This window comes from Hyphobacterium vulgare (assembly GCF_042643335.1).
GTDB lineage: Bacteria > Pseudomonadota > Alphaproteobacteria > Caulobacterales > Maricaulaceae > Hyphobacterium > Hyphobacterium vulgare.
The window spans coordinates 8,154-29,886 of record NZ_JBHRSV010000020.1 but is presented as its reverse complement, the minus strand read 5'-3'; the positions used below and the strand labels follow the sequence as shown (position 1 = coordinate 29,886).

Annotated in this window: 19 protein-coding genes, 1 other RNA gene and 1 pseudogene; 10 read left to right on the top strand and 11 right to left on the bottom strand. The window is 61.8% G+C overall.

The annotated features are described in order from the left end of the window. Nucleotides 1–29: 29 nt before the first annotated feature. From ACFOOR_RS10955 to ACFOOR_RS10945, 4 genes are all read right to left on the bottom strand, one after another. Nucleotides 30–605, bottom strand: a complete 576-nt coding sequence (locus ACFOOR_RS10955) for a 5-formyltetrahydrofolate cyclo-ligase (RefSeq protein ID WP_343164737.1) — start codon at nucleotides 603–605, stop codon at nucleotides 30–32. Between the two features lie 2 nt (nucleotides 606–607). Further along, nucleotides 608–767: non-coding RNA, 6S RNA (gene ssrS, locus ACFOOR_RS15280), on the bottom strand. A 34-nt stretch (nucleotides 768–801) separates the two neighbouring features. Then, entirely contained in the window at nucleotides 802–1,158 is a 357-nt protein-coding gene (locus tag ACFOOR_RS10950; protein WP_343164738.1) for a cell division protein ZapA, read from the bottom strand. After that, a complete protein-coding gene (locus ACFOOR_RS10945) occupies nucleotides 1,158–1,481 on the bottom strand; it encodes a DUF4164 family protein (protein ID WP_343164739.1) in 324 nt (107 codons plus the stop codon). The genes ACFOOR_RS10950 and ACFOOR_RS10945 overlap by 1 nt, the downstream gene beginning before the upstream one ends. Before the next feature lie 137 nt (nucleotides 1,482–1,618). On the opposite strand from ACFOOR_RS10945, the gene cysQ reads away from it, so the two are divergent. Beyond that, the gene (gene cysQ, locus ACFOOR_RS10940; protein WP_343164740.1) at nucleotides 1,619–2,419 is read left to right on the top strand and encodes a 3'(2'),5'-bisphosphate nucleotidase CysQ; all 801 of its coding nucleotides are present in this window, start codon (nucleotides 1,619–1,621) and stop codon (nucleotides 2,417–2,419) included. Here the strand turns inward: cysQ and cysN are convergent. From cysN to ACFOOR_RS10915, 5 genes are all read right to left on the bottom strand, one after another. Further along, entirely contained in the window at nucleotides 2,416–4,308 is a 1,893-nt protein-coding gene (cysN, locus tag ACFOOR_RS10935; protein ID WP_343164741.1) for a sulfate adenylyltransferase subunit CysN, read from the bottom strand. The two genes, cysQ and cysN, sit on opposite strands and share 4 nt — an antisense overlap. Next, nucleotides 4,308–5,159 (bottom strand): sulfate adenylyltransferase subunit CysD, encoded by an 852-nt coding sequence (gene cysD, locus ACFOOR_RS10930; RefSeq protein ID WP_343164821.1) that lies wholly within the window; start codon nucleotides 5,157–5,159, stop codon nucleotides 4,308–4,310. The genes cysN and cysD overlap by 1 nt, the downstream gene beginning before the upstream one ends. 202 nt (nucleotides 5,160–5,361) lie before the next feature. After that, nucleotides 5,362–6,504: a DegT/DnrJ/EryC1/StrS family aminotransferase gene (locus tag ACFOOR_RS10925; protein WP_343164742.1), complete on the bottom strand. Its 1,143-nt coding sequence runs from the start codon at nucleotides 6,502–6,504 to the stop codon at nucleotides 5,362–5,364. 90 nt (nucleotides 6,505–6,594) lie between these two features. Beyond that, the gene (gene glmS, locus ACFOOR_RS10920) at nucleotides 6,595–8,418 is read right to left on the bottom strand and encodes a glutamine--fructose-6-phosphate transaminase (isomerizing) (RefSeq protein ID WP_343164743.1); all 1,824 of its coding nucleotides are present in this window, start codon (nucleotides 8,416–8,418) and stop codon (nucleotides 6,595–6,597) included. 48 nt (nucleotides 8,419–8,466) lie between these two features. Continuing rightward, nucleotides 8,467–9,477, bottom strand: a complete 1,011-nt coding sequence (locus tag ACFOOR_RS10915) for a glycosyltransferase family 2 protein (protein WP_343164744.1) — start codon at nucleotides 9,475–9,477, stop codon at nucleotides 8,467–8,469. A 238-nt stretch (nucleotides 9,478–9,715) separates the two neighbouring features. Between ACFOOR_RS10915 and ACFOOR_RS10910 the strand changes: the two genes are divergently transcribed. Next, a complete protein-coding gene (locus ACFOOR_RS10910; RefSeq protein ID WP_343164745.1) occupies nucleotides 9,716–10,705 on the top strand; it encodes an NAD-dependent epimerase/dehydratase family protein in 990 nt (329 codons plus the stop codon). Then, a complete protein-coding gene (locus ACFOOR_RS10905; RefSeq protein WP_343164746.1) occupies nucleotides 10,695–11,042 on the top strand; it encodes a hypothetical protein in 348 nt (115 codons plus the stop codon). Before ACFOOR_RS10910 ends, ACFOOR_RS10905 begins: the two co-directional genes overlap by 11 nt. Here ACFOOR_RS10905 and galU read toward each other — a convergent pair. Continuing rightward, entirely contained in the window at nucleotides 11,039–11,914 is an 876-nt protein-coding gene (galU, locus tag ACFOOR_RS10900) for a UTP--glucose-1-phosphate uridylyltransferase GalU (RefSeq protein WP_343164747.1), read from the bottom strand. The genes ACFOOR_RS10905 and galU overlap by 4 nt on opposite strands. A 55-nt stretch (nucleotides 11,915–11,969) precedes the next feature. On the opposite strand from galU, the gene ACFOOR_RS10895 reads away from it, so the two are divergent. From ACFOOR_RS10895 to pseI, 4 genes are all read left to right on the top strand, one after another. Next, on the top strand, nucleotides 11,970–13,127 hold the full coding sequence (locus tag ACFOOR_RS10895; protein ID WP_343164748.1) for a glycosyltransferase family 2 protein: 1,158 nt from the start codon (nucleotides 11,970–11,972) through the stop codon (nucleotides 13,125–13,127). A gap of 368 nt (nucleotides 13,128–13,495) precedes the next feature. Beyond that, entirely contained in the window at nucleotides 13,496–14,575 is a 1,080-nt protein-coding gene (locus ACFOOR_RS10890) for an SDR family NAD(P)-dependent oxidoreductase (RefSeq protein WP_343164749.1), read from the top strand. Between the two features lie 92 nt (nucleotides 14,576–14,667). Further along, nucleotides 14,668–15,726 (top strand): UDP-N-acetylglucosamine 4,6-dehydratase (inverting), encoded by a 1,059-nt coding sequence (gene pseB / locus ACFOOR_RS10885; RefSeq protein ID WP_343164750.1) that lies wholly within the window; start codon nucleotides 14,668–14,670, stop codon nucleotides 15,724–15,726. Nucleotides 15,727–15,730: 4 nt separating this feature from the next. Next, the gene (pseI, locus tag ACFOOR_RS10880; RefSeq protein WP_343164751.1) at nucleotides 15,731–16,792 is read left to right on the top strand and encodes a pseudaminic acid synthase; all 1,062 of its coding nucleotides are present in this window, start codon (nucleotides 15,731–15,733) and stop codon (nucleotides 16,790–16,792) included. Here pseI and pseC read toward each other — a convergent pair. After that, nucleotides 16,789–17,949, bottom strand: coding sequence for a UDP-4-amino-4,6-dideoxy-N-acetyl-beta-L-altrosamine transaminase (gene pseC, locus ACFOOR_RS10875; RefSeq protein ID WP_343164752.1), 1,161 nt, complete (start codon nucleotides 17,947–17,949; stop codon nucleotides 16,789–16,791). The genes pseI and pseC overlap by 4 nt on opposite strands. A 126-nt stretch (nucleotides 17,950–18,075) precedes the next feature. Here pseC and glmM point away from each other — a divergent pair, with 126 nt between their 5' ends. From glmM to ACFOOR_RS10860, 3 genes and pseudogenes are all read left to right on the top strand, one after another. Next, a complete protein-coding gene (glmM, locus tag ACFOOR_RS10870) occupies nucleotides 18,076–19,431 on the top strand; it encodes a phosphoglucosamine mutase (RefSeq protein ID WP_343164753.1) in 1,356 nt (451 codons plus the stop codon). A gap of 337 nt (nucleotides 19,432–19,768) precedes the next feature. Then, nucleotides 19,769–20,782, top strand: coding sequence for a capsular polysaccharide export protein, LipB/KpsS family (locus ACFOOR_RS10865; protein ID WP_343164754.1), 1,014 nt, complete (start codon nucleotides 19,769–19,771; stop codon nucleotides 20,780–20,782). A gap of 88 nt (nucleotides 20,783–20,870) precedes the next feature. Continuing rightward, nucleotides 20,871–21,733: pseudogene (locus tag ACFOOR_RS10860) on the top strand (IS3 family transposase); the annotation flags it as partial.

Genomic DNA, 21,733 nt, shown 5'->3' with positions numbered 1-21,733 from the left:
CGCCCCGGACCGCACGGTCCGGGGCGTTTTCATTTGGCGATGCGGATTGCGCGCCGTTCGGTGACAATCCAGTCGACCGGTTCGTCGAGCCTGCCGGCGGGGACTTTTGCAACGATCTGCTCGTCATAGCAGAGCCCGACCGCCGTCACGGATCCGGCCTTGCGCAGCGCGGCCAGCGTCATGTCGTAATAGCCGGCGCCATAGCCGAGCCGGTACCCCCTGAGATCGGCCGCGAGCAGGGGCACGAGGACGAGTTTCGGTGTGGTGTGGTCGGCGGTTTCGGCCGGTTCCTCGACGCCGAACGGCCCCTTGATCAGGCTGTCACCCGGCGAGAAGTGGTGAAAAGTCAGCGGCTGGCCCCGGCCCACGACACGCGGAAGCGCCAGTCGGACCTGTTCGAGGTGGAAGGATTCCATCAGAGGACCGGCATCGATCTCAGGCCCGAAGGCGCGATAGCCGGCGACCACCGTGCCAATGGCCGGCCAGAGTGCGTCGGGGAAATGCGCCACCAGCGCGCGGCCGGCATCCGGGTGTGTCCTGTGGGCGAGGATTCGCCGGGCCTGGGCGGCCTTGCGTGCCTGCTTCTTGCGCCAGCTCAGAAACATGTGGCGGCTCCACCTGCGCCGTCGGATCGTAACCTTCCCCTACGACCTGACAAGTCAGGTGGGCGCCGCGTGCGTGGGACCACGATCCCGGGCAGAGGCAGCTCCCTATAGGAGATGTACGGTCGGCGGGATGGTAGACCCAAACGCGCGCCGCAGATACCGCCAACGCGATATGTGGCGCGGCGCGGGTCCATACTCAAGTGTCAGACGCTGCAAACAGGGCTTCGAGCCGTTCGGCGGCCCGGTCGATGCTGAGCGCGAGGCGTTCCCGGTCGGCTCTCAGTGCTTCGGCGCGGCCCCGGTCGGCGGCCTTCAGCGTCTCGACCTCGGCCTCGAGCGTTTCGACCCGGCGCACGGCCTCCCGGCGTTCATCGGCAACGACGAGCGATGCCATCAGCAGCAGGCGAAGGTCGCCAATCTGGCCGACCTGACCCGACAGGTCGCGGATGTGACCGTCGAGATGCCGCGCGAGATCGCGCAGATAGGCTTCCTGGCCTTCCTCGCAGCCGATCGTGAAGGCGCGGCCATTGATGGTGACGGAAACCTTGCCCATCAGGCCTCCTCCTCGTCGGCGTCGTCCTCGTCATCCTCGACGGCGATCGCGGCCGCGCGCAGGTCGCGGATCGCACCGTCCAGCGCCATCGAGGCTTCCTCGGCGGCCTCGACCAGGGCCGTTTCTCGGGCGCGGGCCTCGTCGAGCGCGTCGGCCAGCCGGGCGCGATCGGCGTCATAGGCGCCCATTTCCTCGGTCGCGTTCAACGCGGCATCGGCCTTGGATCTGAGGCGCGCGGTCATCTTCTCGACCCGCTCAAGGGCGGAATCGAAGCGGGACAGGGCGGCATCCAGCGGATCGGTCTCGGACTCGGTATTCATCATGGCGCGCAAAATCGCGTTTTGCGGGTGAAAGTTCAAGCAATGGATGAAGAATGTCGGTTTCGCGACGCACACCGCGTTGCGCCGCCCTGGCCGGTGCGCCATAGAAACCGGCGGAGAAGCCGGACAAGGACCCTCGCATGCCGCTGAGACGCGCCGCCGAACCCGACCAGATCGCCCTGGCGCTGGCGCAGATCGCCGCGCGCGCCGGTGTCGCCGTGATGGACGTCTATGACAGTGATTTCGAGGCCCGCGCCAAGTCCGACAAGTCCCCCGTGACCGATGCCGACGAGCGCGCCGAGGCGATCATACTCGAGGCGCTCGAAAGCATCTTTCCAGGCATACCGGTCCTCGCAGAGGAACAGTTCGAAGCCGGCGTCCGTCCGGATACGGAGGATCATTTCTTCCTGGTCGATCCGGTGGACGGTACGCGGGAATTCGTCAATCGCAATGGCGAGTTCACGGTCAATATCGCCCTGATCCATCATCGCCGGCCGATCGCCGGCTGCGTCTTCGCACCGGCGCTGAAAAGGCTCTATTGCGGCGGTGGCAGGGCCTATGCCGGGCCGGTTTCGGCGGGTGACGATGTGCGCGAGAACCTGCTGGTCCCGGTCTCGGGCCGGGACCGGATCGGCAAGGATCTCGTCGCGGTGATGAGCCGGTCGCATCTCGACGACGAAACGAAGGCCTGGGCCGACCAGGCCGGCGTCACCGACGCGGTTTCCGCCGGCTCCTCACTGAAATTCTGCCTGCTGGCGGAAGGCAAGGCCGACGTCTATCCGCGCTTCGGTCCGACGATGGAGTGGGACACGGCGGCCGGTCACGCCGTGCTGCACGCCGCAGGCGGGCATGTGATCCGGCCGGACGGCACGGACTTTCTCTACGGCAAGGCCGAGGCCGGATACCGCAATGGTCCGTTTATCGCGAAGGCGCGGCGTTAGCCCAACCGCCCCATGTCGCGCAGCATCGCAATAACGCGCTCGGCGGCATCCTCGGGCGAAAGATCGGCCGTGTGCAGGTGAATTTCCGGGGATTCCGGCACTTCATAGGGGCTGTCGAAACCGGTGAAATTCTTGATCCGGCCTTCCTGGGCCTTGCGGTAGAGGCCTTTCGGATCGCGCGCCATGCACACCTCGATCGGCGCATCGACGAAGACCTCGATGAATTCGTCCGAACCCACCAGTTCGCGGACCATCTGGCGCTCGTCACGGAAGGGCGAGATGAAGGAACAGGTCACGATCAGGCCGGCATCGACGAAGAGTTTCCCGACCTCGCCGATGCGGCGGATGTTTTCCACCCGGTCGGCGTCAGTGAAGCCGAGATCCTTGTTGAGGCCATGGCGGACATTGTCGCCGTCGAGCGAATAGGTGTGGTGACCGGCGGAACTGAGCCGCTTCTCGACGATGTTGGCGATGGTCGACTTGCCGGCGCCCGACAGTCCGGTGAACCAGATGATGGCCGGCTTCTGGCCCTTCATCCGCGCGCGCTCGGTCTTGGTGATGTCCATGGCCTGCGCGTGGATGTTATCAGCGCGCCTGAGGCCGTGGCGGATCATCCCCGCCCCGACGGTCTGGTTGGAGAAGCGGTCGATCAGGATGAAGGCGCCCGTGGCGCGATTGTCATCATACGGATCGAAGGGGATCGGGCGGCCCGTCGAAAGATTGCACAGCGCGATGCCGTTGAGGGCGACGGACTTGGCCGGCTCCTTCTCGAACGTGTTCACATCGATGCCATGCTTGATCGTCGTGATCGTCGCCGGGACGGTCGCAGTGCCCGCCTTCAGGAGGTATGAGCGTCCCGGCAGCAACTCGGCCTCGTTCATCCACAGGATTTCGGCAGCGAACTGGTCGGACACGTCAGGGCGGGCGTCGGCCGGGACGATCATGTCGCCGCGCGCCACATCCACCTCGCGGTCGAGCACGAGCGTGACCGCGTCGCCGGCGCCGGCTGAATCCAGGTCCCCGTCGGCGGTGACGATCCGCTCGATACGGGCCGCTGCACCCGACTGGGCAATCACGATCGCGTCGCCCCGCTGCACCCGGCCCGAGGCGATCGTGCCGGAAAAGCCGCGGAAATTCTGGTTCGGGCGGTTCACCCACTGGACCGGGAAGCGGAAGGGCTGGCCGGCCAGCCCCGATCCGGCCTCCAGGTCTTCGAGGAATTCCAGCAGGGCCGGGCCGGAATACCAGTCCATCCGTTCCGAACGCGCGGTGACATTGTCGCCGAAGCGCGCCGACATCGGGATCGGCGTGATGGTCTCGAACGACAGGCTGGCGACCGCCTGGCGGTAGGCGCCGTGGATCTCCTCGAAGCGGGTGCGGCTGTATTCGGCGAGATCCATCTTGTTCACCGCCAGCACGATGTGGCGGATGCCCATCATGTGCGCGATCCAGGTGTGGCGGCGCGTCTGGGTGAGCACGCCCTTGCGCGCATCGACGAGGATGATGGCGGCGTCGGCGGTCGACGCGCCGGTCGCCATGTTGCGCGTGTATTGCTCGTGCCCGGGCGTGTCGGCGACGACGAATTTGCGCTTCTCGGTCGCGAAGAATCGGTAGGCGACATCAATCGTGATGCCCTGCTCGCGCTCGGCCTCGAGCCCGTCGAGCAGGAGGGCGAAATCGATGTCACCGCCGGTCGTGCCGTGCTTCTTCGAATCGCGTTCCAGCGTGCCGAGCTGGTCCTCGAACAGGAGTTTGGAATCGTAGAGCAGGCGGCCGATCAAGGTCGACTTGCCGTCGTCGACCGAGCCGCAGGTGATGAAGCGCAGCACGCCTTTCGAGCCGGAGCGCGACAGGCGGTCAATCAGGGCGGAGCGTTCGGCGCCGGACATCAGAAATAACCCTCGCGCTTCTTCTTCTCCATCGAGCCGGCCTCGTCATGGTCGATCAGCCGGCCGGAGCGTTCCGACGTCCGCGCCGTCAGCATTTCCATCACGATGTCCTCGATGGTCGCGGCGTCGCTCTCGATCGCGCCGGTCAGCGGGTAGCAGCCGAGCGTGCGGAAGCGGATGGTGCGCGTTCCGGGGGTCTCGCCGGCGCGCATCGGAAGCCGGTCATCATCCACCATGATGATCGTGCCGTCGCGCTCCACCACCGGGCGCTGCGCCGCGAAATAGAGCGGCACGATCGGAATGTCCTCTTCGAGGATGTATTGCCAGATATCGAGCTCGGTCCAGTTCGAAAGCGGGAAGACGCGGATTGATTCGCCCTTGCGAATCCGCGTGTTGTAGAGGTTCCACAGTTCCGGTCGCTGGCTGCGGGGATCCCAGCCGTGATTGGCGTCACGGAAGGAGAAGATGCGTTCCTTGGCCCGGGACTTCTCCTCGTCGCGGCGCGCGCCGCCAAACGCCGCGTCGAAGCCGTGCGCGTTAAGGGCCTGGCGCAGCGCCTCGGTCTTCATCACCTGGGTGTGCAGATTCGATCCGGACGTGATCGGATTGATGCCCCGCGCCAGCCCGTCCGGATTGGTATGGGTGTACAGCGTCAGGCCGAGCGCCTTCGCGAGCGTGTCGCGATAGGTGATCATCTCGCGGAATTTCCACGTCGTGTCGATGTGCAGGAAGGGAAAGGGCGGGCGCGACGGCCAGAAGGCCTTCAGCGCCAGATGCAACATCACCGCGCTGTCCTTGCCGATCGAATAAAGCATCACCGGATTGGCAAAGCCAGCGGCGACCTCGCGCATGACGTGCAGGCTTTCGGCCTCCAGCGCCCTCAGATGCGCCGAGAGCGGGCGCGCGCGGCTGCGCTGTCCCGACGCGAAGCGGTCGGCGTAATCCTTCAGCGTTTGTGAAAGCGCGTCGTCAGACACACCCGACTCCCCTGTCCATCCGGGGGCGGACCATGGCGCAAACCGCTTGTGCTGTCACGGCTGCGGCGCCGCGAAATCAGGCCGCCGCGCGCTCCGCGGCATAGGCTTGGACCGCCTCGATCACGCGCTGCTGGTCCTCGCCGCGAATGTCGGCATGCATCGGCAGGGAGACGACGCGGTCGCAGACCTTCATCGTCACCGGCAGACCGCCCGGCGCGACCGGGAAGGGCGCGTACGGCGTCTGCATGTGCAGCGGGATCGGATAATAGACCGCCGTCGGCACGCCGCGCGCCGAGAGGTAGGAGCGGAAGGCATCGCGGTCGTCGACTTCGACCGTGTATTGAGCCCAGGTGCAGGTCGCGCCGGGAGCCAGTTGCGGTGTCTTCACCGCGCCCTTCAGGCCCTTTTCATAAGCGTCGGCCGCCTTCTGGCGCAGGACCAATTCCTCGGCGAATGCGTCGAGTTTCACCAGGAGGATGGCCGCCTGCAGCGTGTCGAGGCGCGAATTGAGGCCGATGCGGGCGTATTCATAGCGTTCCTTGCCCTCGCCGTGCACGCGGTAGGACTTGATCAGGTCGGCAATGTGCTGGTCCTTGACGAGGACCGCGCCGCCATCGCCGTAGCAGCCGAGCGGCTTGGCCGGGTAGAAGCTGATCGTCAGCGCGTCGGCCCACTCGATCGAATGCTTGCCGTTCAGCGTCGCGCCATAGCCCTGCGCCGCATCGGAAATGAGCTTCATCCCGTGCTCGTCGCAGATCGCCTTGATCGCCGGGTAGTCGGCCATCTGGCCGAACAGATCGACGGCGATGACGGCCGCCGAACGCAGCTTGCCCTCGGCCTTCACCATGTCGATGGCGGCCTTCAGGCTCTCCGGATCCATGTTGTAGGTCACCGGGTCGACATCGACGAAGACCGGTGTGGCGCGGGTCCACGGAATGACTTCGGCCGAGGAGGCGAAGGTGAAGGACGGCACGAAGACCGCATCGCCCTTGCCGATTCCCATCGCCAGCAGCGGCAGCACGATGGCATCGGTGCCGTTGGCACAGGCCAGACCGATTGGCGCACCGGCAAAATCGGCCAGGCGCGCTTCCAGTTCGCGGACCTGCGGTCCGAGAATGAAGGCGCCACTGTCGAGCACGCCGGCGATGGCGGCATCGAGCTTTGACCGGAGGCGGTCGCGCTGCGCGCCGAGATCGATGAAGGGGATCATGTCGGTCATGGCAATAGGCCTCCCGGGACCGCAAGTCGGCGAGTGTCTGCCGCGCTATACGTGTGCCCCGACCGAATTACCAACTCACGAATGGTTTCGTTATTCGACAGTCACCGATTTCGCGAGATTGCGCGGCTGGTCCACGTCCGTGCCCTTGTAGACGGCGGCATGGTAGGCGAGCAGCTGGATCGCGACGGCGGCCACGATCGGCGAAGCGATCGGGGCGCAATCGGGCAACAGGATCACATCCTCGCGCTTCACGTCGCAGGCGGCCAGACCGGCTGAATCGGTCACCAGGATCACCCGGGCGCCGCGCGCGGCCACCTCCTGCATGGTGGACATGGTCTTGTCCCAGAGATGGTCGTGCGGCGCGACGACCACGACGGGCAGGTTTTCCTCGATCAGGGCGATGGGACCATGCTTCAGCTCGCCCGCAGCGTAAGCCTCGGCGTGAAGGTAGGAGATTTCCTTCAGTTTCAGCGCGCCCTCCTGGGCGAGCGGGTAGTACACTCCGCGTCCGAGATAGAGGACGGAACGCGACTGCGTCAGTTCGCCAGCGATGCGCTTCGCCTCGTCTTCCATCTCGAGCGCCTTGGACACGTCGCGCGGCGCCTCGAGCAGGCCGGTCACGAGTTCCTTTTCACGGTTGGCATCGATATGGCCGCGCGCGCGCCCGGCATTGATGGCGATCATGGCCAGAGCAGCGAGCTGGCAGGTGAAGGCCTTGGTCGACGCCACGCCGATTTCCGGGCCGGCCAGGGTCGGCAGGGCGATGTCCGCCTCACGCGCCATGGTCGAGTGCGCCGCGTTGACCACGACGGCAGTGGTCAGGCCGCGATCCTTGCAGAAACGCATGGCCGCCAGCGTGTCGGCGGTCTCGCCCGACTGCGAGATGAACAAGGCCAGGTCCCGCTTCGAAACCGCTGGGTCGCGATATCGGAATTCCGACGCGACTTCATTGCGCACCGGCATGCCGGCGATCTGCTCAATCCAGTAGCCCGCCACCTGGCCGGCATAGCCTGCGGTGCCGCAAGCGACTATCAGGATACGGTCATACTGCTTGAAATCGATGCTTTCAAACGGTCGCACGACAAGGCGAAACGGGTCGACATAGTGGGTCAGTGTGCGGGCGATGACTTCCGGCTGTTCATGGATCTCCTTTTCCATGAAGTGCCGGTAATTGCCCTTCTCCGCGAGCGCGGCGGAAAGCTGGACCAGCTTTTCCTGGCGACGCGCAGGCTGACCTTTGCGATCAAATATCTCGGTTTTTCTTTTCGTGACGAAGACGTAGTCGCCTTCTTCAAGGTAGGCGACGCGTTGCGTAAAAGGGGCCAGTGCCAGCGGATCGGATCCGAGAAAGCCCTCCCCTTCCCCGAAACCCACAACGAGCGGCGCGCCTTCACGCGCACCCATGATCAGATCCGGCATGCCTTCGATCAAAACGGCGAGCGCAAACGCGCCTCTCAGACGATGAAGCGTGGCTTCGAAGGCTGCCTTTGGATCACCGGATTTCTCCAGTTCGTAGTCGATTACTTGGGCGACGACCTCCGTGTCAGTCTGGGTCTCGAATCGTCGCCCGGCGGCCTCCATTTCGTCGCGTAACTCACGGAAATTCTCGATGATGCCATTGTGAACCACGTAGACGCGCCCGGCGCGGTGAGGGTGGGCATTGGTCTCGGTGGGCGCACCATGTGTGGCCCAGCGCGTGTGCGCGATACCGGTGACCCCGTCAGCCGGGTTGGCATCCAGGACCCTGTCGAGTTCCTTCAGCTTGCCCGTCGCCCGGCGGCGTTCGACATGACCGTCCCGGCCCGCGACCGCGATTCCCGCGGAATCGTAACCGCGGTATTCGACCCGGCGCAGCCCTTCGATCAGTCGGTCGGCCACCGTGATTTCCCCGACAATCCCGACAATTCCGCACATTATGCGGCCCCTTTCTTTTCAAGGATGCTCTATCGTTGACGGCAATTTCTAATCTGTATCCGTTGCCGAGGTACGCCGAATAATCTGCGGTGAACGCGTCAACAGTACGGCGGGATTCCACACCATCATCCGCATAATGTCGTTGACCCTAGCCTTTCGGCCCGTCTGTAAAGGAGCTCGCTTTGGCCACACACGATTCAGGCCTGTGACCCCATCAAGAATCCCGCGCAGATACGCAATTGCGGCTCCCCGCCGAATCGACAGGGCAAACAATGCTGCGGACGCCAGGATGTTGAACGGCAACATGATACACAACCAAGGCATCGGCATGCATTTAAAGTAAACCCAAATCCTATTCCTAGTTCCATGGTAGACTGCAAAAGCCGACCACCTGCTCGATGACGCTGAACCTACATGATGAACGACTGCGTTACGAACCTGTACGGCTTGTTCACCCAACAACCTTGCCCGAAACCCTAAGTCGACGTCTTCGCAGTAACAGAAATACTGATCGTCGAATCCGCCCAAATGTTCGAATAAGGAACGGTCGATCATCATAGCGGCGCCGCACGCGGAGAATGTTTCCCCCTCCTCTGGCAAACGACTACGCGCATTACCAAAGCCGCTCCGAAAAGGCAGGCCAAACACGTGAAAGGCGTCACCTGCGCCATCCAAGCGGTCCTGCTCACCATGCTTAATTTGTGTTGACCCAAATATCCTCGCGTCAGGCCATCTATGTGTCGCTGCCAGAAGCTCTTCCAGCCACGTCGGTTCGGGAAACGCATCGGGGTTCAGGAACACGACCCATCGCGCTTTGGTAAGTTTCACCGCCTCGTTGTTGGCGACTGCGAAGCCCAGATTGCTGTCGTTTTTTAGAAACTTAACAAATGATGGCAAATCCTCAGCGCGTAATGCTTTCCCTCCTGGAGAGCCATTGTCGACGACAATAACCTCGCTCGGAGTCACGGTCTGCTCTGACAAAGCCAACAGGCACTTAGAAATCCACTCGCGGCTTGAGTAGGCCACGACAACTACAGCAACGTCGACTTTATTTTTCATGATCAATTATTAGGCTCATATTATTATATGATTTTACTATTCGGCATTTATTCTGCTACTAGATTTCTTTCAACGCGCGCTATCAATTCCAAACGCTGAATCCGTGTTCGCGTCGATGACCGTCCGATAGCTACAGCGAATAGCACAGCGATCCTACATGCCATGTGAAGCTGGACGGCATGAATTGACATAAAGCGGACCCCACTTAGGTTACGCGCCCGACGTGCGGGGTCCAGACATGGCGTCCATTATTGTCACCGGCGCAGCCGGATTCATCGGGTTTCATGCCTGCCGCAGACTGGTGGCGGACGGATGGTCCGTGACTGGGGTCGACTGTTTCAACGCCTATTACGACCCGGCCCTGAAGCGCGGCCGCGCCGAAGCGCTGCAGGCCGAATTCGGCATTGCCGTGCGCGATCTCGATATCGCCGACGATGCCGCCCTGAAAGCGCTGGTTCTGAAGCTGCGACCCGACCGGATCCTGCATCTCGCCGCGCAGGCCGGAGTACGCTACGGTTTCGACCATCCGTTCGAATACGAACATTCGAATCTCAAGGGCCATCTGTCGGTGCTCGAGGCTGCCCGCGCGCTCGGCGACGGGCTCGGCCATCTCGTCTATGCCTCGTCGAGTTCGGTTTATGGCGAGCGCGAAGGTCCGTTCAAGGAAAGCGACCCGGTCGACCATCCGGCCTCGCTTTATGCCGCGACGAAGCGGGCGGGCGAGATGATGACGGAATCCTATGTCAGCCTGTTCGGCCTGCCGGCGACCGGGCTGCGCTTCTTCACAGTCTATGGCCCCTGGGGCCGGCCCGACATGGCCTATTTCAAGTTCGCCGAAGCGATCATGGAAGGCCGCAAGCTGCCGCTGTTCGATTCCGGGCGCGGACGCCGCGACTTCACCTATGTCGATGACGTGGTCGAATGCTTGGCCCGCATCTGTGCCGACGCACCGGCGCGCAAGTCGCACCGCATCTTCAATATCGGCGGTTCCAATCCGCGCCCGACCACCGACCTCGTCAAGGCGCTGGAATCGTCGCTCGGCCGTAGCGCCCAGATCGAACACCTGCCGCCGCAGCCCGGCGATGTCAGCCTGACCTATGCCGACACGTCAGCGCTCGAGACGGCCTATGCCTACAAGCCGGTCGTGAAGCTGGAAGACGGGATCGCCCGTTTTGCCGACTGGTATCTCGGTTGGCGGGGGGAAAAGGCGCGCTCGCTTGCCGGCTAGGTCCAATCCCTGGCTGTCCGTCCACGCCGTCTATGCCGGCGCGATCGCGGTTTTTTTCGCCGTCTTCCAGTATGTCGTCCACGACCCGCAGACCGGAGCCGACTGGGCGCGCTATGGCGTCGAGGTCGCCGTGAAGACGGCCTTCCTGCACGCCGTGCTGTGGGCGATCCTGATCCGCCCGGCGGCGGCGTCCTGGCGGCGCATCGTGTCCGGCTTCACCGAGGCGTCGCAGTTCGAGCGACTCAACCGGGAAGTCACGCCGGTGGCGATTCTCGACAAGCGGATCCAGCGGCTGGAAGACGAATTGCAGCGCCGCGCTGCGGAGCGCCGAAGCTAGCGGTCCTTCAGCACCTGTTCGACAACGGCGCGGGCGTTCGGGCCTTCTTCCTCGTGATCGAGCGCGAATCGGACGAAGGCGCGCAGATAGCCCGCCTTGTTGCCGCAGTCATAACTTTCGCCCTCATACTCAATCGCGTGGAAGTGCTGGCGCGTCATCAGCGTCGCCATCGCGTCGGTCAGCTGAATCTCGCCGCCGGCGCCCTTGGCCTGGTTCTCCAGCAGACCGAAGATTTCCGGCTGGAGGATGTAACGCCCGGTGATCGACAGATTGGACGGCGCGGTTTCGCGGGACGGCTTTTCCACCATGCCGCGCATCTTCATCACACGGCCGTCGCGGCTTTCCGGGTCGATGATGCCATAGCTCGACACCTTGTCTTCGGGCACCTGTTCGACGGCGATCACATTGCCGCCTTCGCGCGCATAGACCTCGGCCATCTGGGCGAGGCAGCCCGGCTTGGCGCGAACGATCACGTCCGGCAGGAGGACGGCGAAGGGCTCCTTGCCGACTAGTTCGCGGGCGCACCAGACCGCGTGGCCGAGGCCGAGCGGGGATTGCTGGCGCACAAAGCTCATCGAGCCCGCCTCGGGCACTTCGGCCTCGAGCGTGTTCAATAAGTCTATCTTGCCTTTCAGGCGCAGCGTGTCTTCCAATTCATAGGCGCGGTCGAAATAGTCCTCGATCGCGCTTTTGTTGCGGCCGGTAACGAAAACGATGTGCTCGATCCCGGCTTCGCGCGCTTCCTCCACGACATACTGGATCGCCGGGCGGTCAAAAACCGGCAGCATTTCCTTGGGAATCGACTTGGTCGCGGGCAGGACACGCGTGCCCAGGCCGGCAACCGGAAGAACGGCTTTACGGATCTTCGTCATGACTCCTTCAACTCCTGACCTTTCCCGGCACGCACGGACGGGGTAACTGCTGCCCATGGCCGCTTCTAGCGCGACATCACCGGATACGGAAATAGCGCTCGACGTGCCGAGCGGGCGTGTCCGTATCGAAGTGTCGAACAGGCATGGCGGCCCCGTCCACCTCGGCCTGCAGGTGTTCGACAGCGATAGCGGCGCTCTGGCCGCGCTGATCCCGATGCGGATGGAGGCCGGCGAAAGCCGGCGGATCAACGGCCTGCCCTGCCCGGGGGCGATCCGCATCGTGCCGCTGGTCACACCGGCGGGCGCACGGCTGAATTTCAGGGTGGAAGCCTGCGCCGCAATGTATGCGGGCTTGCGCGATCTCGCCCGGGTGATCGGACTTGAGGGCGCGAAACGCCCCGCCCGCTCCCGGGCGACCCTGGCGACGCCGCGCTGGCTCGACCCCGCGCCCACTCTGAAGACCGGCACGAAGATCAGCGTGATCATCCCGACCCGCGACCGGCTGGACCTCTTGAAGCAGGCGATCGCCACCGCCTTCGACGCCGCGCAATGGCCGGACCGCGAACTGGTCGTGGTCGACAACGGGTCGGTCGAAGCCGACACGCTGGCCTATCTGAAGGGGCTCGACGCACGGTCAGATGCCATCGTCGTCCGCGACGGCGGCGATTTCAATTTCTCGCGCCTGATCAATTCCGGGACCAGCGCCGCAACCGGCGATGTCTTCGTGCTTTTGAACAATGACGTGATCGGCGGTGATCCGCGCTGGCTGGGGCGGCTGGCGGCGTGGGCGATGAAGCGGGGGATCGGCGCCGCGGGGGCATTGCTGACCTATCCCGACGGCACGATCCAGCATGCCGGGATCAAGGTCGGCGTGCACGGTCTGACCGACCACGTGATGACGCGTCACCGCGTCAAAGGACCGTATACGGAGCGTGCGCGCCGCATCGACGCCGTGACCGGGGCCTGCCTGGCGACCTCGCGAAAAGTGTTCGAGGCGCTCGGCGGGTTCGAGGAAAACTTCGCCGTGGAAATGAGCGATGTCGATTACTGCCTGCGCGCCGAGCGGGCGGGTCTGATCAATGTGTTCGAACCGGCGGCCAGACTGGGGCATCTGGAAAGCCAGAGCCGGGGGGCCCCGTCGCCTCGTGTGCTGGAGGACCGGGCGGAATTCATCCGTGTCTGGGGCGAGCGGCTTCTGAAGGGCGCGCGCTAGGCGTCAACTCATTGGCAAAAATCAAGACGGAACGCGCTGCCGAAAGATGCGATTGAGCATCGGAACGAGCGTCACGACTTGTTTTCCGAACTATAGATCTTCCGACGGTCCGATAGGCGATCGGATTTCCCGATCCCGTCACCCCCTCGTTTTGTCGCGCGGGTCATCGACGAAGCATGGCTGTATCATCAAATCGGGAATGTGGCACCTTCGCCACACTCTTGGTTTCTAGGATGTTTCGGGTTGAAAGTGTTACAATTCGTTCGTTCAGAAAGTTTATCAAATGCATATCGACGATCACAAAGCTTGCATTTCGAAATCGGCCGTTTAGAACCGCGGCACTAATAGTGAAATGGGTGAGGGGAGTTATGGTCCACGTTCCGGATATGGATCCGGTTTTCGAGACCGGCTTGTACGCCCACCCGGTAGCCGATCTCACCGACAAATCCATTCTCGTTACCGGGGCAACCGGGTGCTTTGGATCTCGCCTCGTCGAGACCATTTGCAGGCAGTTCCAACCGAGCCGGTTGATCGTCTTCTCGCGAGATGAGTCGAAACAGTTCGAGATGGCACGGCGGCTAAGTCCGGCCGACTACCCTTTCCTGCGGTATGTGCTCGGAGACGTACGCGATCTCGATCGCCTGATCGAGACAATGAAAGATGTTGACGTCGTCATTCACGCCGCTGCAATGAAACACGTCACTCTGTCGGAGCAAAATCCGATGGAATGCCTGCGAACGAACGCGCAGGGCACACAGAATGTCATACATGCCGCAGAGCGTTGCGGGGTGACGGCAGTGTCCATGGTTTCGACCGACAAAGCTGTTCAGCCTGTGAACATGTACGGCGCCTCAAAGCTCGCCGCAGAGAAAATTGCCACAGCCCGCCCCTTCGGAACGGAAGTTGCCGGCGGACCGCGTACCCATGTTGTGCGATTTGGCAATTTCGTAGGCTCACGCGGGTCGGTGATTCCGATCTTCGACAAGCTGATTAGAGACGGCTCCGATACGCTACCGGTTACAGATCAACGCATGACTCGCTTCTGGATCACGGTCGATGAAGCTGTAAACTTTGCTCTTTCCTCGCTGAGCTTTGCAAAGGGTGGTGAGATTTTCGTGCCGAAGCTCCGTTCTATGGCTGTGGTTGATCTGGCACGCTTCATGGCTCCAAGCCTCAAGATCGCGTTTACCGGTCTTCGCGAGGGCGAGCGATTGCACGAACAGCTGATCGCGACTGACGTCGCTTCCAACGTACTCGATTACCAACATCGATATGTTATTCTGCGGGCCAATCGAACCGCGGAACGCGATATTTACATCAAAGCGGGCGCGGTGAGGGTTGAAGAAAACTTCTCCCTCTGTTCGAGCAACAATCCGGTGACACTCACCGACGCTTCGAGCGCCAAGGTCGTCGCCCAGCGCGAGCACCTGCGTCTTTTGGCGGACTGATCTAAAACGCCCATCGATTAACCAGTCCGATACCCTTCATGCCGATTCCTTAATGCTGAAACGCTTGATTCGCAGCGATCGGTGCGGGGAACATGAAGGACATCTCATCATTGGTCGCCAGTCGGCCGTTTGATCAACCGGTCGTCGATCTCGATGGGAAGTCAGTTCTCATTACAGGCGGCACGGGCGGATATGGCCGCGCTTTCGTGGAACGAGTCTGTCGGGACTACCGCCCAGAACGCCTGATCGTTTTCTCGCGCGACGAGCTGAAACAGTTCGAGATGGCCCACGAGCTGGGCGACAACTTCCCGTTCGTCAAATTTGCGATCGGAGATGTTCGCGATGCCTCCAGACTCGAGGAAATCACCAAAGACGTCGATGTCATCGTTCATGCCGCAGCGCTGAAACACGTGCCGATAGCTGAGCGCAATCCCGCCGAATGTCTGCGTACCAATGTGGATGGAGCCATCAATGTTGTACGCGCTGCAATCCGGAACAAAGTATCGCGCGTCTGTTCGATATCGACCGACAAGGCCGTAAGTCCCGTCAACGTATACGGGGCCTCGAAACTGGCCGCAGAGAAGGTCATGTCGGCAGCTGCGCTTGACGTAGGGCCAGGAGGACCGCTTTTTTGTTCGGTTCGCTACGGCAATGTTGTGGGATCGCGCGGATCGGTCATCCCATTCTTCGAACGATTGATCGCGGAAGGCGCAGACGAACTTCCGATCACTGATCCGCGGATGACACGCTTTTGGATTACCATGCCCCAAGCGGTAAACTTCACCTTGTCGTCGCTGCAGATGATGTTTGGCGGCGAAGTCTTCGTGCCCAAAATCCCGACGATGTCGATGCTCGACATTGCCCGGACGCTGGCACCCGATCTGGGGACTCGGGTTATCGGCATTCGTCCCGGCGAAAAGCTGCACGAAGCACTGATCAGTCGTGATGACGTTCTGAACACAATCGAGTTGCAGGACCGGTTCGCGCTGCTTTCACCTGAGCACATCGACGCGCGGCTCCGCCACATGGCGAAAGGGGCACACCCCGTTGCCGACGACTTTTTCTATGCGTCCAATCACAATCCGGAAGTGATACGCGCGCCCGCGTCCGCGTCGATGCAACCGGTCAAGCCGCGCATTGTCTCGGCGTGATCCGATGAGTTCGCGAGCCGAGGCCTTCATCGCGGACCGCCGGATCGCGGAGAACGAACCGCCATATATTGTTGCCGAATTGTCGGCCAATCACGGGGGTTCGATTGATCATGCTTTGCGACTGATCGCGGCCGCAGCTGAGAGCGGCGCTGACGCGATCAAGCTTCAGACCTACACAGCGGACACGATCACGCTCGATCATGACGGACCGGAATTCATCATTCCACATGGGCCATGGAAGGGCCGGACGCTGCATGCGCTCTATCAGGAAGCACACACGCCTTGGGACTGGCACGAGCGGCTGTTCGCCGAAGCGCGCGATTGCGGACTGACAATTTTCTCCAGCCCCTTCGATCCGACCGCTGTCGATCTGCTGGAATCGCTCGACGCGCCCGCCTACAAGATTGCCTCGTTCGAGATCGTCGACCTGCCCCTGATCGAGAAATGCGCCCGGACCGGCAAGCCGTTGATCATTTCCACCGGGATGGCAAGCCTGGGCGAAATCGAGGCCGCGGTCACGACAGCACGGGGTGCCGGCAACAAGGACCTTGTACTTCTGCATTGCATTTCGGCCTATCCGACTCCGGCCCATGAGATGGATTTGCGGACCGTCGCTCATCTCGGCACGGCGTTCGACGTGGTTCCCGGCCTGTCCGACCATACGCTGGGGACGGCTGTCGCGGTCGCTTCCGTGGCGCTTGGGGCGCGGCTGATCGAAAAGCATTTCACTCTCGACCGGGCTGATGGCGGACCGGACGCGGACTTCTCGATCGAACCTCATGAGTTGAAACGACTCGCGGCGGACTGCCACACCGCTTGGGAGGCGTTGGGTTCGATTTCCTACGATCCGCGCGGAAGTGAACGTGGCAATGTCGCGTTCCGCCGATCGCTTTACGCCGTCGCCGACATCGCGGCAGGAGAGAGGCTGAACGCGGAGACGGTACGCTCAATCCGACCCGGGCATGGACTACCGCCGAAGGAGTTGCCGCGTGTCCTGACCGGTCGCGCCCGCAAACCGATCAAGCGCGGCACTCCCCTGTCGTTCGATCTTATCGACTTCGGCTAGAGTCCCAGCACCGATCGAAGCGCGTCAACAACCCGGTCGGGATCGTCATCGCGCATCGCGGGAAATAGCGGCAGCGAAAGGCAGGACTGGTAATACGCCTCCGCGCCAGGAAGCGAAAAGCTATCACCGCAACCGTGCGCAGGGTGATGATAAACTGGGATATAGTGCACCTGCGTGCCGATCCCCCGGTTCGAAAGCTCGTTCATGACCGCTTCACGACTGGTGCCGCACGCGTTGAAATCAATCCTAGCGACATAAAGGTGCCAACACGGATCACACTCGGCCCTACGGCCAAGTCGACGAATGGCAGGGGAAAGCGAACCGAGAAGCGAGTCGTATCGAGCAACGAGACTTCGCCGGCGCGCAACGAAAGTATCGAGGCGCGACAATTGCGATCGACCGAGCGCGGCCTGTATATCCGTCAGTCTGTAGTTCCATCCCATGGCTTCTTGAGAATAGTGCCAGCGGCAAGTCGCGCCGCCCTTCGGATTCCGGTTCCGCACAATGCCGTGACTACGCAAACTCCTTATGCGGTCAGCGATCTCCTTGTCGCGAAGCGTCACAGCCCCGCCCTCCCCGCAGGTGATCGTTTTCACCGGGTGAAACGAAAAGCAGACCGCATCAGAATGGCTCGCTGAGCCAACCGTTCGGCCCCGTTCAGCGCTTCCGATTGCATGGGCTGCGTCTTCGATCAGGATAATGTCCGGGTATGCCTCACGAATTGCCGTAACATCCGCGCATTGGCCCGCGAGGTGAACGGGCAAGATGGCGCTGACCGATCCGCCTGCACGGCTTACCGCTTCCTCGACCGTTTCCTCGGTCATCAAACCTGTCGCGGGGTCGACGTCGGCGAACACCACACGGGCACCCAAATAACGGGCCGCATTAGCTGTTGCCGCAAAGGTGATGGCCGGCACGATGCATGTATCACCTTGCCCAATTCCCAAACCGGCGAGCGCAAGATGCAGTGCTGCGGTGCCGGACGAACAGGCGATGGCATGACCCGCATTGACAGCGTCAGCGAGCACCGCCTCAAAAGCTTCGACCGCAGGACCGCCCGTCAACCAGTCCGAGCGGAGAATGGCTTCAACGGCCGCCCGATCCTCCGGGGAGACATCCTGGCGGGCATACGGTAGGAAATCAGGCTGAGCATTCACTTTATGGGTTTACCTGGAAAAAACAGGTGAGCGTTAGACTCACAGCTAGCGGAAGCTGCCCCGAAGGGAAAGCACGCGGCGGCAGGTCATGCTGCCGGGGACCAACAAAACGACAGGAAGCGCGCCTTGAGCAGAACTTATTTCGGAACGGACGGCGTTCGGGGAACGGCCAATCAGTCACCGATCACGGCGGAACTGGCGCTGCGTCTGGGCATGGCAACCGCGCGATATTTCCGTCGCAGCAAGGACAGGCGCCATACGGTCGTCATCGGCAAAGACACGCGTCTGTCCGGCTATATGCTCGAGAACGCATTGACCGCCGGCTTCACCAGCGCGGGCATGGATGTCAATCTGTTCGGACCGCTTCCCACTCCTGGTGTCGCAACGCTCACGCGTTCCCTGCGCGCCGATCTGGGCGTGATGATCACGGCCTCCCACAACCTTTACCAAGACAATGGAATCAAGCTGTTCGGGCCAGACGGGTTCAAGCTTTCCGATTCCGCTGAAATGGAGATCGAGGCGTTGATGGGGGCCGATCCAGCCGAGGCGCTTGTACGATCGAGCGCGATTGGCCGAGCCAAGCGCGTCGATGACGCACAAGCCCGATACATTGAAATTGTGAAAGCCACTTTCCCACGTCAGATGCGTCTCTCCGGGCTTCGGATCGTCGTCGATTGCGCGAACGGTGCCGCCTACAAGGTGGCGCCACGTGTATTGTGGGAGCTTGGCGCGGACGTCATTCCGATCAATGACAAGCCTGACGGATTCAATATCAATGAGGACTGCGGTGCTGTGGCACCAAACGACCTGTCGATGCAGGTCCTGAAGTACCGCGCGGATCTCGGCGTGGCACTCGACGGTGATGCGGACCGTGTGATCCTTTGTGATGAAACCGGTCGCATCGTGGACGGTGACCAACTTATTGGATTGATTGCACTGGCTTGGAAAAAGGCCGGTAAGCTTCATGGCGACAAGATCGTTGCCACGGTCATGAGCAATATCGCCCTCGAGCAGAAGCTCAACAGTGCCGGAATCGAATTGGAACGCACACAAGTCGGCGACCGATATGTCGTCGAGGCCATGCGCGCCGGCGCATCCAATATCGGCGGTGAACAATCAGGCCACATCGTGCTGTCCGACTTTGCGACAACAGGAGATGCTCTCATTGCAGCCCTGCAAGTGCTCGCATTGCTGGTCGACTCGCAAAAGCCCGCGAGCGATCTGCTGACCGTATTCAAGCCCGCTCCACAAGTATTGAAAAACATCCGCTTTAATCGCGCCCAGGACCCTTTGGAGTCCGATGTGGTCCAGTCCGAGATCGAAAGCGGAAAGAAGAAGCTTGAAGGCAAAGGCCGCCTCCTGGTTCGCAAGTCCGGTACCGAACCCGTGATCCGCGTCATGGCCGAGGGTGAGAGGAAGCTCGTTGATCCTGTAGTCGAGTTGATTTGCGATGCGATCAAGCGCGCCAACGACGCGGACTGAGCCTTCGCCACTCGACGCGCACGGTTTTGGCCTGCTGCTGGCTTTGAGGACACCGAGTTAGGTTTTTTTGGAACCGTAGGAAAGGCATATCACGACGACATTATGGTCGCGAGTACAAGCGCGAGGCGGAGCAACTGATTGTGAAACGGGCGTGAGTGTGGATCAGGCGGCAAGAGATTTGGATTTGCAACTCATCCCCGCTGTGGCGGTGGGTTCGGCAGTTCGAGGAACGTGGGGACGAGACGTTCCCCGGCAAGGGCAAGAAGTACTTGTCCAGCGGGCAAAGTCCGGCGATCTTCACGTCAATTGGTAGAATACTTGGGGAGTGACGGTCGGCATGGCGATAGAAAACACTGCACTACGCTTCAAGATGCACGCCATAAGCAATTGGCACCGAGAGCCGGGGTTTGGCGAATGGCTGGTCATCCACGATCAGATCGTCGCTGCGCTTCGAGAATTTGGCTTCGTACCTGAGATTGTACCAGCGGGAACGCCACCCACGGAAGAACATGGCGTCGTGTTTTTTGCGAAACACACACGGAGTAGCCTGCCGAACGTTTGGAACATCAAGAAAAGCTATCTTCCGAACTACGTCTACTTCGATCGGACTGGGTATTCTGGCTGGGCCGAGGTCGCCAATAAACCAGAAATCTTCGCGGCCGCTCTATCGCGCGACGGCGTGGCGGCGGAGACTTTCTACACACAACTTCTCGCGGATACGGTCGACAGGAATGCCTCGAAGATCGAGCAGGGCGACGACACGTTTGATGCGCCGCCCGGGCCCTTCGTGTTCCTACCCATGCAACTGGGTCACGATACGGTGATGCAGCTCAGCCGGGTCGGATTTGTGGAATTCTACGAGGCAGTCAGGGACTGGGCTGACAGGCACGGCTTCGCGCTGGTCGTCAAGCCGCACCCCTTTGCAGCGCGCCACCCGGTGACGGGACGCGAATGCATTGAGACACGGCGCGTGCTGCAGGATGCGCAGGATCGACCTGGTGTGACGATCACGTCGGCATCCATCCATCGCATCCTTCCCGCGTGCGTTGCCGTATTCTGCGTCAACAGCGGGGTCGGCTTCGAGGCGCTGGTTCACCTCAAGCCGGTCTATACGGCCGGTCATTGCGATTACCACTGGGCGACCCATTTGATCGCCACGACCGCTGATCTCGACAGCATCTGCGATCCGTCGCAGCCAAAGCTGTGCAGCGCAGACACCAAACGGTTTCTCCATCACTTTCTGACCGAAGTCCTTGTCGACACACGCGAACCGGACCGCGTTCGCAGTATGATCTCAAGGGCCGTTATGATCTCAAGGGCCGTTTCGGATTACTGGGCTTCACGCCAGTAAAGCGCGTGCTCTGCCCCGTAAAAACTGGATCGTTAGAAGTTGGAGTTTTCCGCTAGGTTTCCCTGGGCTGGGAGGGGAGCGGGCGCTCATGAAGGCATCTAAGTTCATTAGGGCGCAGATGGCATTCATCCTGAAGCAGGGTGAGACTGGAACGCCGGTCGCGGAGATCTGCCGCAAGGCGGGCATCAGCCGTATTTTAACTGGAGTGAGGAGGAGAAGTGATCGATCCGGTGGATCGATCACCCGACGAACAAGTATGGCGGCCTGCTGCCGGACGAGATGCGCCGGTTGAAGCAGCTCGAGGACGAGAACACGCGTCTGAAGAAGATCGTCGCGGACCTGACGCTGGACCGGGAGATGTTGCAGGACGTCATCCGCCGAAAGCTCTAAGGCCTGTCCGCAAGCGCGAGCTGGTTGACGGGATGCTGGTGGACTGGGGCGTGTCGATCCGAAGGGCCTGCCGGGTTCTTCCCCCTCGACACCTCGACCTACCACTACAAGTCCCGCCGACCCGGCCAGGCCGGCCTCGAACAGAGGATAAGGGAGATCTGTGAGACCCGTGTGCGCTATGGCTATCGCAGGGTTCACGTCCTCCTTCGCCGCGCGGGCTGGGTGATCAACGTCAAGAAGACCCGCAGGATCTACAGCGAGTTAGGCCTTCAGCTGCGCAACAAGCATCCCAAGCGGCGGGTGAAAGCCAAGCTTCGCGAGGACCGCCGGAAAGCGGCCGGTCCGAACGAGGTGTGGGCGATGGACTTCGTCCACGACCAGCTCGCCATGGGATCGAAGCTGCGCATCCTGACCGTGGTGGACACGCATTCGCGCTACTGCCCGGTGGCGGATCCGCGGTTCACTTATCGCAGCGAGGATGTCGTTCAGACGCTAGACCGGGTGTGTGGCCAGACCGGGTATCCCGGGACGATCCGGGTCGACAACGGCAGTGAGTTCATT

Excerpts from the sequence above, each read along its gene's own strand:
- ACFOOR_RS10955 (WP_343164737.1), bottom strand. The coding sequence starts at position 605 with ATGTTTCTGAGCTGGCGCAAGAAGCAGGCACGCAAGGCCGCCCAGGCC.
- ACFOOR_RS10950 (WP_343164738.1), bottom strand. The coding sequence starts at position 1,158 with ATGGGCAAGGTTTCCGTCACCATCAATGGCCGCGCCTTCACGATCGGC.
- ACFOOR_RS10945 (WP_343164739.1), bottom strand. The coding sequence starts at position 1,481 with ATGATGAATACCGAGTCCGAGACCGATCCGCTGGATGCCGCCCTGTCC.
- cysQ (WP_343164740.1), top strand. The coding sequence starts at position 1,619 with ATGCCGCTGAGACGCGCCGCCGAACCCGACCAGATCGCCCTGGCGCTG.
- cysN (WP_343164741.1), bottom strand. The coding sequence starts at position 4,308 with ATGTCCGGCGCCGAACGCTCCGCCCTGATTGACCGCCTGTCGCGCTCC.
- cysD (WP_343164821.1), bottom strand. The coding sequence starts at position 5,159 with ATGCGCGAGGTCGCCGCTGGCTTTGCCAATCCGGTGATGCTTTATTCG.
- ACFOOR_RS10925 (WP_343164742.1), bottom strand. The coding sequence starts at position 6,504 with ATGACCGACATGATCCCCTTCATCGATCTCGGCGCGCAGCGCGACCGC.
- glmS (WP_343164743.1), bottom strand. The coding sequence starts at position 8,418 with ATGTGCGGAATTGTCGGGATTGTCGGGGAAATCACGGTGGCCGACCGA.
- ACFOOR_RS10915 (WP_343164744.1), bottom strand. The coding sequence starts at position 9,477 with ATGAAAAATAAAGTCGACGTTGCTGTAGTTGTCGTGGCCTACTCAAGC.
- ACFOOR_RS10910 (WP_343164745.1), top strand. The coding sequence starts at position 9,716 with ATGGCGTCCATTATTGTCACCGGCGCAGCCGGATTCATCGGGTTTCAT.
- galU (WP_343164747.1), bottom strand. The coding sequence starts at position 11,914 with ATGACGAAGATCCGTAAAGCCGTTCTTCCGGTTGCCGGCCTGGGCACG.
- ACFOOR_RS10895 (WP_343164748.1), top strand. The coding sequence starts at position 11,970 with ATGGCCGCTTCTAGCGCGACATCACCGGATACGGAAATAGCGCTCGAC.
- ACFOOR_RS10890 (WP_343164749.1), top strand. The coding sequence starts at position 13,496 with ATGGTCCACGTTCCGGATATGGATCCGGTTTTCGAGACCGGCTTGTAC.
- pseB (WP_343164750.1), top strand. The coding sequence starts at position 14,668 with ATGAAGGACATCTCATCATTGGTCGCCAGTCGGCCGTTTGATCAACCG.
- pseI (WP_343164751.1), top strand. The coding sequence starts at position 15,731 with ATGAGTTCGCGAGCCGAGGCCTTCATCGCGGACCGCCGGATCGCGGAG.
- ACFOOR_RS10865 (WP_343164754.1), top strand. The coding sequence starts at position 19,769 with ATGGCGATAGAAAACACTGCACTACGCTTCAAGATGCACGCCATAAGC.